The 18,042-nt window shown below is 44.7% G+C and carries 15 protein-coding genes; 2 read left to right on the top strand and 13 right to left on the bottom strand.

Going from position 1 to position 18,042, the window contains the following annotated elements; all coding sequences use genetic code 11:
• Positions 1–42: 42 nt before the first annotated feature.
• Positions 43–1,455 carry a hypothetical protein gene (locus AC0YOD_RS04025; RefSeq protein WP_475798362.1) on the top strand — a complete coding sequence of 471 codons (1,413 nt, stop codon included), beginning with the start codon at positions 43–45 and terminating at the stop codon, positions 1,453–1,455.
• Here AC0YOD_RS04025 and AC0YOD_RS04020 read toward each other — a convergent pair.
• The gene (locus AC0YOD_RS04020; protein WP_475797936.1) at positions 1,430–2,020 is read right to left on the bottom strand and encodes a hypothetical protein; all 591 of its coding nucleotides are present in this window, start codon (positions 2,018–2,020) and stop codon (positions 1,430–1,432) included. The genes AC0YOD_RS04025 and AC0YOD_RS04020 overlap by 26 nt on opposite strands.
• 160 nt (positions 2,021–2,180) lie before the next feature.
• Positions 2,181–4,409 carry an MMPL family transporter gene (locus tag AC0YOD_RS04015; protein WP_475797935.1) on the bottom strand — a complete coding sequence of 743 codons (2,229 nt, stop codon included), beginning with the start codon at positions 4,407–4,409 and terminating at the stop codon, positions 2,181–2,183.
• 133 nt (positions 4,410–4,542) lie between these two features.
• On the opposite strand from AC0YOD_RS04015, the gene AC0YOD_RS04010 reads away from it, so the two are divergent.
• On the top strand, positions 4,543–5,157 hold the full coding sequence (locus AC0YOD_RS04010; RefSeq protein WP_475797934.1) for a TetR/AcrR family transcriptional regulator: 615 nt from the start codon (positions 4,543–4,545) through the stop codon (positions 5,155–5,157).
• Between the two features lie 71 nt (positions 5,158–5,228).
• On the opposite strand, the gene AC0YOD_RS04005 is transcribed toward AC0YOD_RS04010, so the two are convergent.
• The 11 genes from AC0YOD_RS04005 to corA form a co-directional block, all read right to left on the bottom strand.
• The gene (locus AC0YOD_RS04005) at positions 5,229–6,017 is read right to left on the bottom strand and encodes an undecaprenyl-diphosphate phosphatase (protein WP_475797933.1); all 789 of its coding nucleotides are present in this window, start codon (positions 6,015–6,017) and stop codon (positions 5,229–5,231) included.
• Between the two features lie 50 nt (positions 6,018–6,067).
• Entirely contained in the window at positions 6,068–7,381 is a 1,314-nt protein-coding gene (locus AC0YOD_RS04000) for a hemolysin family protein (protein ID WP_475797932.1), read from the bottom strand.
• A gap of 40 nt (positions 7,382–7,421) precedes the next feature.
• Positions 7,422–7,781, bottom strand: coding sequence for a Lin0512 family protein (locus tag AC0YOD_RS03995; RefSeq protein ID WP_475797931.1), 360 nt, complete (start codon positions 7,779–7,781; stop codon positions 7,422–7,424).
• 56 nt (positions 7,782–7,837) lie between these two features.
• Positions 7,838–9,004: a DUF3900 domain-containing protein gene (locus AC0YOD_RS03990; RefSeq protein ID WP_475797930.1), complete on the bottom strand. Its 1,167-nt coding sequence runs from the start codon at positions 9,002–9,004 to the stop codon at positions 7,838–7,840.
• Between the two features lie 289 nt (positions 9,005–9,293).
• Positions 9,294–10,397, bottom strand: coding sequence for a nitric oxide synthase oxygenase (locus tag AC0YOD_RS03985; protein WP_475797929.1), 1,104 nt, complete (start codon positions 10,395–10,397; stop codon positions 9,294–9,296).
• A gap of 62 nt (positions 10,398–10,459) precedes the next feature.
• Complete coding sequence (modB, locus tag AC0YOD_RS03980) at positions 10,460–11,122, bottom strand: molybdate ABC transporter permease subunit (protein ID WP_475797928.1); 663 nt, start codon at positions 11,120–11,122, stop codon at positions 10,460–10,462.
• A gap of 50 nt (positions 11,123–11,172) precedes the next feature.
• The gene (locus AC0YOD_RS03975) at positions 11,173–13,254 is read right to left on the bottom strand and encodes a HelD family protein (protein ID WP_475797927.1); all 2,082 of its coding nucleotides are present in this window, start codon (positions 13,252–13,254) and stop codon (positions 11,173–11,175) included.
• A 76-nt stretch (positions 13,255–13,330) separates the two neighbouring features.
• Complete coding sequence (locus tag AC0YOD_RS03970; RefSeq protein ID WP_475797926.1) at positions 13,331–13,621, bottom strand: DUF1294 domain-containing protein; 291 nt, start codon at positions 13,619–13,621, stop codon at positions 13,331–13,333.
• A gap of 61 nt (positions 13,622–13,682) precedes the next feature.
• The gene (hrpB, locus tag AC0YOD_RS03965) at positions 13,683–16,208 is read right to left on the bottom strand and encodes an ATP-dependent helicase HrpB (protein WP_475797925.1); all 2,526 of its coding nucleotides are present in this window, start codon (positions 16,206–16,208) and stop codon (positions 13,683–13,685) included.
• 25 nt (positions 16,209–16,233) lie between these two features.
• Positions 16,234–17,058: a hypothetical protein gene (locus AC0YOD_RS03960; protein ID WP_475797924.1), complete on the bottom strand. Its 825-nt coding sequence runs from the start codon at positions 17,056–17,058 to the stop codon at positions 16,234–16,236.
• A 24-nt stretch (positions 17,059–17,082) separates the two neighbouring features.
• On the bottom strand, positions 17,083–18,033 hold the full coding sequence (gene corA / locus AC0YOD_RS03955) for a magnesium/cobalt transporter CorA (RefSeq protein ID WP_475797923.1): 951 nt from the start codon (positions 18,031–18,033) through the stop codon (positions 17,083–17,085).
• Between the last annotated feature and the right edge of the window lie 9 nt (positions 18,034–18,042).

Raw genomic sequence — 18,042 nt, 5'->3', positions numbered from 1 at the left:
CGTAAGCACTGGCTTCGTGTATGTCATGGGGAGATGATTGACATGGATGTTCATTTATCGGCGCTTCACTGGGTTTATCTAGGCTTCATCATTGCCATTATTGGATTTATGCTGATGCGCCGCGATACGACCTTAATATGTATTGCGGGGATATTGGGAATCGGCATTCTTGCTACCACTTCTGCAAGCGGTTCTGTAAGCGGTATTTTCAACAGTTTTATTTATGCAATCAAAGAATTAATAGGTACGATTCTCATCATATCCATTATAGTTGCTATGAGTCGCATACTCATTCGAACCGGAATAAATGAAATCATGATTTCACCGTTCACACGCTTTCTTCGAACACCTGCATTAGCATTTTGGGGAATTGGACTTATCATGATGGTTACTTCGTTTTTTTTCTGGCCCTCACCTGCCGTGGCGCTTATCGGAGCCGTACTGCTCCCTGTTGCGATTCGAGTAGGGTTGCCTGCGCTTGGGGCGGCTGTTGCCATGAATTTATTCGGACACGGCATAGCTTTATCCGGGGATTATATTATTCAAGGCGCTCCTAAGCTCACAGCCGATGCGGCTGGCCTGCCGGTTAGTGCCGTTATGCAAGCCAGTATCCCGCTCGTTATTGTAATGGGTGCTGTTACTACTATTGCTGCCTTCTGGATGATGCGCCGCGATCAACGACTTGGAACGTGGAGAGATGGTCTAATTGCGACTGGCAATGACTCACCACAAGCATTGGACCCTGAGGCAAAAGCAGATCGAGAGGCATTATCGCTAACTACAAAAAGAGTTTTAGCGGTTACCATACCTTTGTTATTTGGTTTAGATATATTAGCGATGTTCATGCTGAAGCTTCAAGGCGGAGATGCTACTGCACTTATAGGCGGTACAGCCATTCTCATCATGCTGCTGATCACCATGCTGACTCATGGCGGCAAAGGCTTGGAGAAAACGACCAGCTATCTCATTGAAGGCTTCTTATTTGGATTCAAAGTATTCGGACCTGTTATTCCGATTGCCGCATTTTTCTACTTGGGTGATTCTGGGTTTCTAGCTATGTTTGGCGAGAAGTTACCTGAAGCGTCGCACGGGATCGTAAATGATTTAGGGCTAGCGCTTGCACATGTCGTTCCCGTTAATGGCGTCGTTGGGTCAATCACGCTAACCGTCGTTGGTGCTGTCACCGGCCTTGATGGATCAGGCTTCTCCGGTATTTCGCTAGCAGGCTCCATTGCCCAAATGTTTGGGCATGCCATTGGTTCTGGTCTTGCTACATTGACTGCTCTAGGTCAGGTCGCTGCCATATGGGTAGGCGGAGGAACTATCATCCCTTGGGCGCTTATACCCGCAGCTGCGATTTGCGGTGTTGATCCTTTTGAACTCGCTCGCCGCAACCTAAAACCGGTTCTCATTGGGCTTTGTGTAACGACTATCGTTGCGATGTTCTTGATCTAACGTTTTGACGCTTACGGTATAGAATAAATACGATCATAAAAATAAAGGCTAAAATCAAAACACCGATTGCATATTTGGCTATTTGCCCACTTGACTGCTGATCTAATCCATCCTGCTGGGGCGGTATCGATCCTCCTCCAAGAGCGGAAAGCTGATCGCCAGCTGCACTGTGCAGAACCGTTCCATTGCATAAGTTAACTTCAAGCGACTTAGCTGTTTTCTCGGCAAAAACCAAATAACGTTCACCTTCTTTAAAGTTGAACCCACAGCTTGCCGATCCTGCAACTGTCATAACCTCAATTCGCGGTGTAACCTGCCCCTTCCAAACTTTATTTACTTGAAAGCTTGCTTTAACGGGATCAGTAGACGATTGCAGCATGGAAGATGATGAATCCTTAACGGTTATGGCTACTCCTTCAAATACGCTGTCACTTTGTTCCCTATTCTCTTCAACCGTTCTCTCGCTTACACATGAGCATGCATAGGCATCCGCTGGGTAAATCACAATGCTTGCTCCAACGATCATAATAGCCAAACAAATGTAAATCCATTTCATTTTCTTCAATTTAAAGCGTCCCCTTTTTCCATTCTCTGTATTTCCCAAATTTTCAATTCATTAATATATGACGATAACGCTTACGCTTTAGTTGCAAGATAAACGAATAAAAAAAGGGCGAACCCCAAACAGTCATGCTGTTTTAGGGTTCGCCCTCTTCTATTTATGATTAAGCTTTTGCTTTTGTTTTCTGATTACTTTCTTCTATCAGCTCCACTTTTGCTGGCCAAAAAGCTTTTTTCCCGAATAAAGTGGTAATAGCTGGCACCAGAAATGGACGAACGATAAAGGTGTCCATCAATACACCGATTGCTGTAATTAATCCGAACTGGAGCAGCACTTGAATAGGAAGTGTGACAAGCACAGAAAAAGTTGCGGCAAGGATAAGACCTGCCGATGTAATAACACCGCCTGTTTCACCTACGCCTTCCTTAATGGCTTGTTTAAGCGGCATCGTCTTCCGTTTTTTCCAAATGCTCGAGATCATAAAGATATTATAATCTTCACCGAGCGCAATGAGGAATACGAATGAATAAAGCGGAATCGATCCTTGAATCGCATCTATACCCATGAAATAGTGGAGAATCATCCAACCTAGACCCAGTGCTGCAGCATAGGATAACAATACCGTTCCAACCAAGTAAACCGTTGCTGTGATGGATCTTAAATAAGCCAACAGCAGAATGACGATCAATCCAATAACCAATGGAATAATGACCCTATTATCACGATCCATCAGCACCTTGTTATCATATTGCGTGGCTGTTTGTCCGCCAATCCATACCTTTTGATCGGCATCAGCAACGTTTGCGCTAGTTAAGGAGGCTTCTGTCGTTTCACGCATGATAGGAATGGTCTTCATCGCTTCGCGAGAATAAGGATTCTCGTTGAAAATGACGGAGTACGAAATGAGCGTTGAATCAACTGCGCTGACGACCGGCTCACCTACATGATCAATAATAGGAAGCTCAGCTAGCTTGGCTGCTACGTCTGTGTCCGCACCATCTGTTTTCACAACAACGGTAACCGGAGCAAGCTCACCTGGTGTAAAGCTGTCAGAAATAACGGAAAAGCCTTCTCTAGACGGCATATCCTTCGGAAATGAAGACAATATATCATATGTGAATTTAATTTGTGTAGAGAATGTTGCGAAAATACCAAGTACAATCACACAAGAAATGACGACTGTCCAAGGCTTGGAAATTACGATATTCCCGATTTTAGAGCCGATTTTCTTATCCGGGTTCGGCTTACGATACGTTTTTCCTTTTTTGGCAGCTCGTGCTTGTTCCATAGCTTCCGAGCGCGGAATGAAAGGAAAGAAAGACGCACGACCTATGATCGACAACAAAGCCGGCACAAGTGTAAGACTGGCAATTGCCATAATGAATATAGACAAGCTGAACGGTACCGCAAACCGGATATAGTTGCCGTACTTAGCAGCAAGCAAGGCAAGCAGTGATAAGACAACGGTAAACCCGCTCATCGCAATGGCACCGGATGCATCCTTAAAGGTTTGTTTTAGTGCTTTCATTTTATCGCTTTCGCGCAACAGCTCTTGACGGAAGTGCGAAATGAAGAACAAGCAATAATCAGTACCAGCTCCAAATAACAGTACGGTCATAATTGATATAGCTTGCGCATCTATCGTGATCCATCCTTCTCCTGCCATCCAGCCGAGCAGAGGACTAGTAGCTCCGTAAGCAAAGCCTACACCTATTAGCGGCAATATTGCCAAGATAGGCGAGCGATAGATAAGCAGCAAGAGAATAAGAACAATCAGCACAGTTGCAATAAGAAGCGATACGTCAGCTCCTTTGAATAGATCTGTTGCATCCACGGCAATCCCAGCAGGACCGCTGACACGAACGCTAAGCTCGGATGCATCATTAATTCCTGCGGCAAAAGGATCTTTTCCCGCTTCTTCGATTACAATGGTCTTTATTTCTTCAATATTTTCTTTTAATGTTTCTGTTTTAGCGTTCTCTGCGAATGGGATCGGCTGTACGAGTGTCGTTCCGTCCTCGGAAGCAAACTTTTGCAGCGCAGGCAATGGCATTTGATGCAGCGGCACCAATTCGCCTTGATCCTCCAGCGGTTGATCTGCGATCATTTGCGTTGTTTTCTGAATGAGCGCATAATCCTCATCCGTTAAACCACCTTCTCTATGCCATACGACTAAAGCAGGCACGCCTGAAGAGCTTGGAAATTTATCTTTGATTAGCTCATCGGCAAGAATCGATGGACTATCTGCTCTCAGGTTCTGCGCATTACTCTCTTCTTTATCACCCACCGCTGGTAAAAACACGCTAAGCAAGGCAACAATGACAATCCACGAAGCCAAAGTAATCCAACGAGTACGCGGACCGGCAACAATACCAGCAAACTTTTCAAACATGTGTTTAATCCTCCGTTTCACTTTTTAGTGATAATCGTTTAGAATAAATGAGTACCGTTATTTAATTATATATACCGGAAGGTTAATTAATCAATCTATATTTTATACAATTTGATGAACGGAGGGCAAGGCGATGAGCGAGGAGCAAATAAAACGCAAACCAGGCCGGCCCAAGGGCACCGGGTCTGTTCAGACGATGCAGCAAATTTTGTTCACAGCTGCTCGCCTTTTTATGGAGCAAGGCTTCGAGAAAGTGTCTCTAGAGGGCGTTGCAAGTGCTTGCGGCATTAGCAAAGCTAGTGTTTATTATTATTTTAATAATAAAGGTATACTATTCACGGAATGTCTCCTCTTTGTTCTAAAGATAGCCCATGACCAAACGAAGAAAATCATAGATGGTGAAGGTAAACTCCGTGATCGATTACTTCAGGTCGCTATTAAACATATGAATAATTCCAATGTGGAATTTGAGACAATGATGCGCGAGGCTTCATCAGGCCTAAGTCAAGAACAGGTTGAGAAAATCCGTACAAGTGAGCTCGCCATTCATCTGGTTCTGGCTAATGAATTTCAAGTTGCTATGGATGCAGGAGATATTTCGCATGGAGACCCATTATTAATTTCCCATTTATTCACAGCTATGCTGGCGGTCAAAAACCGTTCCGAAATCATTAATGCTGAAAAAACGGTGGAGCAGGCAGCCTCTGAAATCATAGAGGTATTGTGGCATGGCTTATCACCTCGTTAAAGCTAACGAAATATACAAAAAGCGGACAATCAGCCTTTAAAATAAAGGTCGAGTGCCCGCTTCTTTTCGTTCTACAAAATAATAAAGTAAAAAAGTGCTGCTAACGCAAAACGATAATAGGCAAACCAAGAAAGTTTAATTTTCTTCATCATATTGATAAAAGTAACGACTGCAATCATGGCGACGATGAAAGCAGCAATTAGACCAATAAGAAATAACGGCAAATCCGTCATCGTTAAAAACTCTCGGCTCTTAATCAGATCAATACCGCTTGCACCTGCCATAATCGGCACTGAGACGAGAAACGTAAACTCAGCCGCCGCCTTCTGGCTAGCGCCAAACAACATTCCCCCTGATATGGTAGAGCCTGAGCGGGAGAAGCCCGGCCATAATGCCAGTACCTGAAAGCAGCCTATAGCGAAGGCTTGCTTGTAGGTGATGTCGTCGAGCTCTTCAGCAGAAGTCTTCCTCTTCGCCCTATCCGCAATGATCATAAGAATACCACCTGCGACAAGGCCGATAAGAACCGTCTGAGATCCGAACAAGTACTGCTTAATAAAGGAATGCAGCAAAACCGCACAAGCCCCTGCAGGTGCCATTGCGAGTAAAATATGTAGGGCATTCAATCCTGATCCCTTGCGAATGTTGAAATTAAGCAAACTGGCGAATCGCTTTCGGTACAGAACAAGCACAGCTAATACAGCACCAAATTGAATGACAACCTCGAATGTTTTTGCTCGATCTCCAGTAAAATGAAGCAATTCGCCTGTCAATATCAAATGGCCGGTTGACGAGACAGGCAAAAATTCAGTCAAGCCTTCCACAATGCCCATAATAATGGCATTTATCAGGTCATTCAATGCTGGATTCCTCCTCACATATAGATTGCAATTTCTAGCTATATACTAGCTTATGCATGTCCATATGTGTCAATCTCTTTTTCTAACAAATCGGTCTGAATTTCTATCTTGCGTATCCGATTATCATCACGCTCACGGATAATAATAGTCAAATTCTCAAAAACCCACGGTTCACCCACAGGAAGATCTGGCTTCAGGTTGAATAACCAACCGCCTATCGTATCCATTTCATCACTCTCAAGGTCTGTACCTGTTGCCTCGTTTACTTCCTCAATAAGCGCTTTACCATCAATTAAATAGCGCTGCTCTTGAATTAGCTCGATTTCCTTCCGCTCATCCGCATCAAATTCATCACGGATCTCACCGACTATTTCCTCGATGATGTCTTCAATTGTAATAAGGCCTGCCGTACCCCCATACTCGTCAAGCAATACCGCGATATGAACGCGCTCCAGCTGCATTTTTCGCAACAATTTGTTGATCGGAATAAACTCAGATACCGACATAACAGGCTGCAGCAAGGTTTTCACATCGACATCACGATCCGTATCATATCGTAGGAAAAATTGCTTCGTATTCAGAATCCCAACTATATTGTCTTTGCTGCCTTGGGCGACAGGAAATCTCGTATATTGCTCCTTCTTAATAATGGCTAAATTAACCTCTGGAGTCTGATCAATATATAAACAAACCATATCTGTGCGAGGCACCATTATTTCTTTAGCAAGTCTCTCATCAAAATCAAATATGCGGTTCACGAAACCATATTCACTTTTGTTGATCTTCCCGCTCTCATAGCTCTCTGACAAAATGATGCGAATTTCTTCTTCTGAATGTGCTTCATGTTCACTAGCCGGTTTTAAGCCTAATAAGTTAACTAGACCATTGGCAGAACCATTTAACACCCAAATAAACGGATACATCACTTTGTAGAAAATAATAATAATCGGTGCCGCCCATTGGCTAATTTGCTCCGCTTTATTAATCGCTACCGTTTTCGGGGCAAGCTCTCCAAGCACGACATGCAAATAAGTTACGATTGCAAATGAGATAACAAATGACAAAACAGAGCTTAACTCACCTTCAATATGAAGCCTATTAAATATCGGATGAAGGAATTGTTCGACCGTCGGTTCTCCCAGCCAACCAAGCCCGAGAGCTGTAATGGTAATCCCCAGCTGACAAGCTGAGAGATAACCATCGAGTTTATCCGTTACTTGCTCAACAGCCTTCGCGTTTTTCAGTCCTTCAGACACCATTTGATTTACGCGGCTAGAACGCATTCGGATAATAGCAAACTCCGTAGCGACAAAGAAGGCTGTTAAGACCAGCAGCAGCGCAAATAGAAATAGTTTTAAAACCATCGTTGTCTTCTCCTCCGCAATCATGATGTGTATTTAGTCGTTAGTAGCCTACTTCAACTGATGCATTAACAATATAAATCAAATCATTTTTATCATCCTTGTCGGGCAAAACAACACCGCTTGTTGTAAGCATCCCGCCATCGACAATTTCAATAGTTACTTCGCCGTAAGGCAAAACTGCCTTGACCTGCTCCACATCAAGCAGCTCCTTATCACAAGGAAGCGCCAATCTAACTCTAACCTTCATATTATCTAAAGAACCGCCCGGCAATACGGACCGCAGTCCCGGCATTGAGTTGTGATGAATGGCGTTTTGCACCGCACGAACCGATGCTTTTGTAATATTTTGACCGTGAAGGTCACACCCCATGCCAATTTCAATAAAAAATATGTTGTCCACTTAAACAGCCTCTCCTTTATTTTCCTATTCAATACCTGTGACTTTTTTTAATTGCTCTACCAGGGCACATCATCATTTCCACTTGCCTGATTTGTATCATTTGGGTGATCTGAACTATAACTACCACCTGACGAAGAGTTTTCATCATCCTTCGGCTGTTTACTGCCGATAAGCGGCATAACATCCACTAGATCCAGAGGCTGGATGAGCTCTACTGGCGACATTCCTTTGTCAAATTGAAAGGAATCCCCTTCGATGACAACCAAATAACGACCATTATGTTTGGCAAAATGAATAGCTGCACCGAAATCCGCAAGTAATCCTTTTACGGTCACACTGTCGAGCTTGAATGAGAAAGGCAAATCCGGCTTTTGCTCAACCAGCGCTGCAGCTGCGACCTCTACCTGAGCTGGCGTCCACCACTCCTGCAAGTCGCGCTTCTCGCTAGCCGCCCATACTTCGACTGCATTTTCCTCCTCGCGCCGCTCGGAGCTCTCATCCTCTTGCCACTTGTCGGCAATATACTGATGAACCATCTCCACGACCTGTTCACCCATTACTTCCGGAAGAGGTTTTTCATAAGAAACATATTTCAAGAAATCCTCAAAATATCTGGCATGCGATGCTTGATGAATTTTCACTTCCCAATGCTCAAGAATGCCTTCTTCTGGCATATGAGGATACTGGATTGATTTGATGCTGCGAGCGCTAATAGCCATTTCAACCTGCGAGATTAGATTACGTTCATCCGAAATCCGAGCGATTTTCGGTTCAAAATCACATTTTAACAGGAATAAAAAAGGCTCATCAAAATACGTATTCAGCTTCGAGCGTGCAATAATGAACGCCCCGCCTCTAACTGCGCTTGTATCCATGTAGATTCTGACCAATTCATCCGCAATGCCTATAAATCTTTCCTTCGTATCCGCGTCACGAAGCCGTTGAAACAAATTATAGTTCTGATTGCTGCCAAGCTCATAGCCGGGCTCAACCATAAAACGTCCGATCTTGGTTGGCGCTCCAGCAGAGTTCGGATTGCGTTCAACCTTTCTTTTCACAATGCGTTTAAATTCATCATCAAGAAACTTCTGAATCTCGCTATCCTCATACGTATCTTCTTCGAGTGTTTGATAGTGCTTAAATCTCTTTCCAGATGAGGCCGCACTCTCCTCTCCATCGGTATGAATAACGAAAAAGGACAAAAATTGCATATTAAAATCCACGTTTATGATTCCCCCAAATGATCTAATATCATCTCCTAAGCATAGCATATCTGACCTCTTCATGAAATCAGACGCAAAAGTAACAGCCAGTTCAACCATATATTACGAGTAAAGCTTAAAGATTGGATACATGAGATTAATAAAAAGGGGATGTAAATAATATCAACCATTTTTCCATATTCAAAACATGAGGATGAAAATACGAAGTGAGCCTATAGTAACGCTCAGCAATCTATAGACTGCTGAGCGGTTACATGAGGATTATCAGAAGGATTGTAATAAATGACCTTTATTTCGCAGGATAAGGGATAGGTTGATAACGATACGCAGGAGTGCGTTCGGTATCATCAAAGCTGCGGTTCCATATTCCTGTTGAAGCAGGAGACATCGGTGGAATAAGCCATGACCAACGACCCGTAACGGTTCTGCCGATCTCCATCTCTTGTTTCTCAAAGCGAAGAAATTGCTCTGCCGCCGTATGGTGATCGACAATGCTAACGCCGTTCTTTTTGAAAGAATGAAGCACGGCAATATTGAGCTCCGTTAGAGCACGATCCTTCCATAACGAGGTGTTAGTTGTCGTGTTCAACTGGAACAACTCTGCAATTCTCGGCAATTGATTATAGCGAGTCGCATCGGATAAATTTCGCGCACCTATCTCTGTACCCATATACCAGCCGTTAAATGGTGCTGCCGTATAGGTGATTCCACCAATCTCAAGCAGCATATCCGATATAAACGGTACCCCGTACCAACGAAGTGCCAATGACTCAAAATCATCATTGTCTGGATGGGATAAAGGCACCTCCAGTACCGTCTCTTCTGGTAAAGTAAAAAGCACTGGAGCTTGTTCTTTCATCTGAATGACTAGAGGCAATACATCAAAATCAGAGCCCTTCCCCCTCCAGCCCAGCCCCTGACATACCTCTGTAAAGGCAACAGAGGATGAGTCGCCTTTGATTCCATCTGTCGTTTGGTAGCCTGCATAACGGACAAGCTGATGATTCCAAATTCGCAAAGAATTTGGCGTATGGCTAGCAGGGAAGATCGTAATAGCTGGACGAATCCGCCCCTCGTTCGTTGCATAGTTCATATGGTGAAAGATGCGTTCAGCAGCATCCTTTTCGTCAACAGCATCGCGAGCGTCAAACACCTCTAACGTATGCCAAAACAAACGGCCGATACAACGATTATTGTTGCGCCATGCCATTTTCGCACCATGCTTCAGCTCTTCATAAGTGTGCGTATAGGCACCTGTTCGTACTATTTCATCCTTAATCTCTTCGATGCGTTGCTTTGCCTCTTGCTCACTCTTGCCGAGTTCAAAGTATGCTTCGCCTACAAAAGCTGTTGCTGCCTCTATGATGTTTTCTCTAGTTGCTGTCTTATTCATGATGTGGCCTCGCTCCCCGCAAGCTTAACAAAGCTTTTCTTTTGCTAGATTCGTCATTCCGATTAGGTATCCATCTTCCATGAAGTGAACAATAACATGACAAATGAAAATGCTATAATCGTCAATGTCCATGCCCATGCCATCGATATACTTCCTGATTCAACAGCAACATAGATGGCTGTTGGCACTGTCTGCGTTCTGCCAGGGATGTTGCCTGCAATCATTAGCGTAGCACCGAACTCACCAAGACTTCGAGCAAATCCAAGTATAAATGCAGTCAGCAATGAGCGTTGCGCCAGTGGAATCGTTATAAATCGAATAACCTGAAACTCACTGGCTCCGTCGGAACGTGCCGCATCCTCTACATGACGATCGACAGAAAGAAAGCCTACCTTCATGGTCTGGTAAACTAGCGGGAACGCAACAATGACCGCCGCGATTACCGCGGCGATCCAAGAGAAGACAATGGGTTGTTGAAATAGCCATTCATATGATTTTCCAATCCAGCTTCCGCGGCCAAGCCATACGAGTAATACAAATCCGACTACGGTCGGCGGCAGCACCAGAGGCAGCATAAATATCGTTTCAACAATCGTTCTTCCTTTAAAGGCATGCTGCGTCATAAAACGAGCGACTATCATTCCTATTGCTGCAACGATAAGGCTTGCTACAATAGCTACTTTTAGAGAGAGTATGACAGGCAGCAGCCATTCGTCCCAATTCATGTCCAGAGATCCTCCAGTATGACGATATGATGCTACCTATTATACCGAAATTATTGTTCTTCGCCCAGCAATGAAGTGAGTTTCCCTAGATAGAGCAGCTTCAGCTTATGCAACGCTCTTGTACAGCCGACATATAACAGCTTTGCATCAAGCGGCAGATAAGCCTCTTCACCGGCATTAGCGATGAGAACAGCATCGAATTCTAGTCCTTTGGACAAATATACCGGCACAACGGATAGGCCGCCGCCATAGGCTGGCTGCTTGCTTTGCACAAGCGAAGCCTCAAGACCTTTACTGCTTAAATACGTATGAATTTGATCACATTCTAATGCTGTACGACCTATGACAGAAATGGTCTCATATTGTCCAGCCGCTTGCCATTCTCGAACAGTTGCCTCAATGGACTCGAGCCATTCCTTATTCGAGACAGCTACAGTAAGAACAGGATCACCGCTGCGGAATACAGGGACAGCGGGCTTCACGTCACCGTGCATACCCTCTAATATTTTGTTTGCGAAATCAATGATTTCCATTGTAGAGCGATAGCTTCGGTTCAGTTCGAAGAAGCCAATCTGTTCCTCTGGGAACAAATTCATTAGCTGCGACCAGCTTTGCACACCCGTATAATCATGAATTCCCTGCTGCAAATCACCCAAGACCGTCATAGATGACGTATGCTGACATAATCGCAAAACGATTAATTGGAAAGGCGAATAGTCTTGTGCTTCATCGATTACGATGTGATCAAAAGCCTGCTTCGGCAGTCCGAACAGTTGAAGATGAATGTACGTTAGCGCAGCTAAATCCTCCGCTGCTGCAACGCCGCTCTTCAAGCGCTCAGCTGTAATTTTAGCCATTGCTTTCGGTACATGAAGGGAGACCGTTTTCCCTTGGAATAAAGACGCATAAAGCTGTACGGCAGTATAGGATGGGATTTTTTTTGAATAACTATTGAATTTTGTAAGCGCCTTGGCTCTCACCTTCTTATCCGTCACGCGTTTCATCTTAAGCTCAGACTCCAGCCAGCGACGGATACGGCTCACAAGCCGATCACGCTTCTTCATCAACGTCTCTTCGCCGTAGTCAGTCTCATACCACTCTTGCATCTGCTCCGTTGAGAGCTCAAGCCCTTCGATCGGAATGAACGACGTAGTCGGCAATATTTTTTGCTCAAATTCTGCTAGACGTTCATCAACAATAGCTTTGAATGCTTCGCTACCCTTAAAACGACCTGATGCGTGCTCGATCTCATCTGCCGTGCGCCGCTCCTCAAACCAGTAGCTCATCGTATCTGATGGATCACTCACCTTAATGGTTTTCTCCAGCAATTCTACTGCCCAATCACTGAAGGTCGTTTGCTGAATATCGCCCACACCAAGCTCTGGCAATACGCCTGATATGTAATCCAGAAACATGCGGTTAGGAGCGAAAATGATCATGCGCTCTGCTCTCATGCGATCGGCATATTGATAGAGCAGGAAAGCAAGACGATGGAGTGCAACGGTCGTTTTACCACTACCTGCTACTCCTTGTATGAATAGCGCTTTATTTCGCTCTGCACGAATGATCTTGTCCTGTTCGCCTTGAATCGTCGATACAATATCACGTAGTTTATTATCTTTGTTCTCACCTAGTCTGTATAAAAGAAATTCGTCAGTAACCGAGCCTTCCTCTTGGCCGCGCACATAACTGTCGACCATCCGGACTATCTCTGCCTGACGAACCATGAGATTCCTTTTTAAATGCACATACCCTGATATTTCGCCATCTGGCGACTCATAGGCTGCAGGTGCTTCTCCTCCTGTAAAGGAATAGAACAAGCTTGCTGCTGGGGCACGCCAATCGATTACAAGCAGTTCATTAGTCCCCTTTTTCGCTACCCCTGCCTTGCCAATATATAAGGGCTTTTGCTCGCTCGCTGGCAGCTCTTCAAAGTCGATTCGTCCAAAATAAGGCTCGCGTTTGGAAACCTCCAGCCTTAATCTCCGTTCCTCTTGCTGAAGATCCAGCATTTGTTCTGTGAAATCGTCTCCTTTGTAGCGCGGTCCAATGTCTTGCAGCTGCGCCAAAATGTCTTGAAACGATTCCGTAAGCCGTTGTTGCTCCTCTTGATAGGCACTTTGAACGGTCATGTCAGTTACCTCCTAAGTTTTAGTAAAGATAAAAAAGCGAAGTCCCACTATACCATAGGAAGACTTCGCAAAGCAATTAGGATAATGCTTTCATTCCAAGCAGCCATAATACGCCAATGAGAATCAAAATGTTGAGTGCCAGTAAAAAAGGAATACCTACTGTAAATGAACGATGCTTTGTTTTATGACGCCACACCTTCATACCTAATCCAGTACCGCTTGCCCCGCCCAAAGCACTGAGCAAAAATAGCCTTTTCTCAGGCACTCGCCTCTTATTCCTCTGTGCTCGTTTTTTATCATAGCCCATCAGAAGGAATGTATAACCATTTAATAGTACAAGATAAATAATCAATATATAGAAAGCCATTTTCGATAATCCATCCTTTCCTAAAGCTTGGATTCAACCTCGCCAATCATAGTCCCATATTTCAAGTGTTTCTCGGCTTGGCTCGATTAGTAGGAACGGCTGTATATGGATCATCGGGCCAATAATGCTTAGGATAACGCCCCTTCAAATCCTTTTTCACTTCAAAGTAAGCATTCTCCCAAAAGCTCCGCAAGTCACTTGTCACTTGAACGGGACGCTGGGATGGAGACAATAAATGTAGTGTAATAGGCAATCTTCCTCTAGCTAGGCGAGGTGTATCCTTCATCCCGAAGAGTTCCTGCAATCGAACGGCTAGAACAGGCGCTTCCGGATTAGAATAGTCAATTGGAATACGTGATCCGCTTGGTACGACGATATGTGTCGGAACCTGCTCATCAAGCTCTTGCTTCTGTTTCCATGATAGTTTCCCATCCAGCAGCGTCCCCATGGCTAGCTTTTGCAAATCCGAACGGCTCTTCATCCCGTAAATATGCGGCTTCAGCCATTCCTCCATCGTATTTAGCAGCCCCTCATCTGACGCATCTGGCCAGTCATCACCGCTTAGAGCCATAAGTTTCATGCGTGCTTTCAATTGATTGGCTGCCTTGCTCATAGGCAGCATAGAGAAACCACCTTGCTTAATAGCAGCCATCAACGTACCCGCCACTTCATTCTCATCCGGCTGCTGAAGAATGGTTTCTTTCAAGATAATAGCTCCAAAGCGTACACGCTTCCTTGCTCGAACTGCTTGAGCAGATCCATCCCATTCAACCACATTCTCACTAGTAACATAGGAAGCCAAGAAGCGCTCTATATCACCTTGCGATAACACAGCAGCAAGTCGAAAGCGGCTGTCTGTCCCAACATCATCCAGCTCATATGCGGCAAGGTAAGGTGAGGCTGATAAAGGTTGCAGCTCAGGCAGTGCTGCCCCTCTGCCATTGGCAAGTAAATAACGGCCATCATTCCGTCGCTGGGCAACTCGATCCGGGTAAGCATATGCAAGCAATACACCCAATGGAAGTGACTGATTTGCATAATTGGTATCTGATGCCAATTGTGCGTTCGCGAGTTTTTCCCATTGATCAGCTTGTGCCAATATACGATAGGCCGCACCTGTTCCGGGATGATCCGATTGTCCATTTCGATTTGTACTCTGGTTTCGCCCTGTCAGTTGATAAAGCAAGTCCAATCTAAGCTGTATATCTACATTCCGTTCTTGAGGCAGCATGTCACGTTCGCTTAATAAAGCAGCTAATTCACAAGCGACACGCGTATATCCCACTTCTGATGATTGCAGGATCATCGCACCAAGCCTAGGATGCAGACCAAACCTCGCCATTCTCGATCCTGCATTTGTTGGCTGGCCACTCGCATCTATCGCTTTCAGCTGTTGAAGAATGGCGACGGCTTGCTCATAAGCAGCAGTCGGAGGAGATGTTAGCCATTTAAGCTCGAGCGGATCTTGAATACCCCAAATCGCAAGCTCTAATACAAGTGAGGCAAGGTCTGCTTCCACTATTTCAGGTGTACTTTGAGCTGGCAAATAGGGATGCTCCAGCTCGGTCCATAGTCGATAACAGTTCCCTGGGGCAAGTCGCCCCGCTCTCCCTCTCCGCTGATCCGCAGACGCTTGTGATACCGATACGGTCTCAAGTCTCGTCATGCCTGTACGCGGAGAAAAGCGTGGGACACGCATAAGTCCGCTATCTACCACAATCGTAATGCCTTCTACAGTCAAACTGGATTCTGCAATGGAAGTAGCGAGAACCACCTTGCGCTCACCTTTCAAACATGGAGCAATTGCAGCATCCTGCTTATCCAGCGGCAAATTGCCATGGAGCTCTTCTATTCTCACAAGCGGGGAAAGACCTGCTGCTGAGAGCCATCTTGCGGTTCGACGGATTTCCGCCACGCCCGGTAAGAATGCTAGCACATCACCGTCATGAGCACGCAGCGCTTCTATGATCATACGTCCCATTTGAGGCTCAAGCGCTCCTGTTATCCGCGCTTGCATGTAATGAGTTTCGACAGGAAAGACTCGTCCCTGACTTGTAATAATCGGCGCATTCCCAAGCAGCTCAGAAATCGGCTCCGCATTAAGCGTCGCTGACATCACGATTAATCGCAAATCATCACGCAGCAGCTCTTGTGATTGCAAACAAAGGGCAAGTCCAAGATCAGCATGCAAATGGCGTTCATGAAATTCATCAAATAGGATGACTCCTACCTCTTCAAGCGCTGGGTCCTCTTGAAGCATGCGAGTAAGAACGCCCTCAGTGACAACCTCAATTCGTGTTCGTGAGCTGATCTTCGTATCCATTCTGACACGATAGCCGATGGTTTCTCCTGCTTGCTCACCTATCGATCGAGCCATGAATTGTGCAGCAGATCGAGCTGCTAGCCTTCGCGGCTCTAGCATGATTATTTTTTTGCCCTGCAGCCAGCTTTGATCTAGTAACGCAAGGGGTACGCGCGTCGTTTTGCCCGCTCCCGGCTCCGCAACTAATACGGCATTAACACCCGATTTCAGTGTTTCCAGCAGCTGTGGCAGTACCTCGTCAATCGGCAGTTGCATGTGATTCATTATGTAACTCCTATTCCGTTCGAGCTTATTTAACGATTCTTATCATTTGTACAACAGGTCGACCGTCACCAGGTATTGAAGCTTCCTTACTTAATAGCTGTGAGGAACCATCGCCATCTAGAAAAATACCGTCTATGAGATTTCCATCACCTATTGTTGAAACGATTGCTTCTCTGAATAACGCTAATGATCCAGTCGTTTCGCTTACGACTAAGTACAAGTATCCCAAATTGTCATAAACAGCGGCAGATCGCAATCGATTATCATCTGGAAATGGAGCATTCTCAGCTAATGCCTGCTCCGTCCAGTGCTTTTCATTACCAAGACCCATGCTTATTCCACCTTGCGCCCAAAAGCGTGTGTGATCCTTTACCTTAACTTGAGAAGCAAGGCTAACTACCTGCACGCTTAGCGCATCTGCAGCTCCATCCCAAACTAATGTTCCACGCGCATATTTAACATTTTCACCACCTGCACCGAATTCGCCAATCTTCCCATTCACGGGAAGACTATTCACAACTCCAATGCTAAGCAGACCCTCACCATAGAAAAAACCGCCGTTAATACCTGTAAAATCGGTCAATGTTACATTATTATGTATGGTCTCAAGAGAGACATAAGATGGCTTTGTCTTTAAGACATGCAGCTTCATGCCGTTAGCAGAGGTTTCCGAATGATAGCTGTAATGCAGCGCTTCATCCAATCCGGTACGAACATCTTTCTTCGGATTGCCAAGCGCTAAGATCATAAAATAAAGCATGACCGCCAACAGGGCTAGAATCCCTACTAAAATACCAATGATTGAAAAAACTTTCTTTTTGCTCAATTGCTCAGAAGGCTTCGAGTCCATTTGTTTACATACGCTCCCTGTTTATCATTTAAACCAACCCTTTGACCGAAACCAAGCAAACATACTAATTCCAATAGTAACCATCAGTGTGATAACAGCGAAGTAACCCCACTTCCACTCGATTTCCGGCATATTATGAAAATTCATTCCATATATTCCTGCCAGAAATGTAAGAGGCATAAAAATAGTCGTAATTACCGTAAGTGTCTTCATAATGGTATTCATTCGATTGGAATTAAACGAAATGTAACTGTCTCGTAAATCCGCTGTCATCTCTCTGCATGCATCCATCATCTCGGAGAGCTTCAGTAAGTGATCATAAATATCATGAAAGAAAGCCATATAATCTTTCATACCCTCTATACGGTCAGAGTTTATGAGACGATACAACAAATCACGCATTGGTATGATCGTTTTCCGCAATCGCAGCAGTCTAGCACGAATGGAAAAAATATCACTCATTGCTGTCTCACCCGGACCATCGCCGCTCTCAATTTCCATATCAAGCAACAGCTCATCAAGCTCGTGAACCGCTGGAAAGTACTGATCAACCAACTGATCAATAATCAAATATGCCGCATACAAGTGACCGCTCTTACCCATCTTGACACTATTTCTCAGCTTCACACGTGCATCCTCAATTTCTGGGGAAGCCTCATAATGAAACGTCACGATGTATTCAGGTCCAATGAACATATTCACTTCATTCACTTTTAAGGTTCTGCGTTCAATCTCGTGAAGCACAAAAAAATGGACATCATCATAATGATCAATTTTGGGACGCTGAAGCAAATGAAAGCAATCCTCTATCGCTAAGGGATGGAAATGAAAAACAGTATCCAAGAGCTTGCATTCTTCTTCATTCGGACTCGTGAAATCAACCCAGTACCATTCTAAATCCGCTGATTTCACTTGCTCAATCGTTAAATCCGTTACCCATTTTTTCTCTCTCGTATAGCCAATAATGTTGATCATTGGTTATAT

Source organism: Paenibacillus sp. J31P13, from assembly GCF_056269295.1.
The sequence above is the reverse complement of the archived record's forward strand: the minus strand, read 5'-3'. Positions and strand labels throughout refer to the sequence as shown.

Coding starts and splice junctions, on each gene's coding strand:
- AC0YOD_RS04025 (WP_475798362.1), top strand. CDS start 43: ATGGATGTTCATTTATCGGCGCTTCACTGGGTTTATCTAGGCTTCATC.
- AC0YOD_RS04015 (WP_475797935.1), bottom strand. CDS start 4,409: ATGTTTGAAAAGTTTGCTGGTATTGTTGCCGGTCCGCGTACTCGTTGG.
- AC0YOD_RS04010 (WP_475797934.1), top strand. CDS start 4,543: ATGAGCGAGGAGCAAATAAAACGCAAACCAGGCCGGCCCAAGGGCACC.
- AC0YOD_RS04000 (WP_475797932.1), bottom strand. CDS start 7,381: ATGGTTTTAAAACTATTTCTATTTGCGCTGCTGCTGGTCTTAACAGCC.
- AC0YOD_RS03985 (WP_475797929.1), bottom strand. CDS start 10,397: ATGAATAAGACAGCAACTAGAGAAAACATCATAGAGGCAGCAACAGCT.
- modB (WP_475797928.1), bottom strand. CDS start 11,122: ATGAATTGGGACGAATGGCTGCTGCCTGTCATACTCTCTCTAAAAGTA.
- AC0YOD_RS03975 (WP_475797927.1), bottom strand. CDS start 13,254: ATGACCGTTCAAAGTGCCTATCAAGAGGAGCAACAACGGCTTACGGAA.
- AC0YOD_RS03970 (WP_475797926.1), bottom strand. CDS start 13,621: ATGGCTTTCTATATATTGATTATTTATCTTGTACTATTAAATGGTTAT.
- hrpB (WP_475797925.1), bottom strand. CDS start 16,208: ATGAATCACATGCAACTGCCGATTGACGAGGTACTGCCACAGCTGCTG.
- AC0YOD_RS03960 (WP_475797924.1), bottom strand. CDS start 17,058: ATGGACTCGAAGCCTTCTGAGCAATTGAGCAAAAAGAAAGTTTTTTCA.
- corA (WP_475797923.1), bottom strand. CDS start 18,033: ATGATCAACATTATTGGCTATACGAGAGAGAAAAAATGGGTAACGGAT.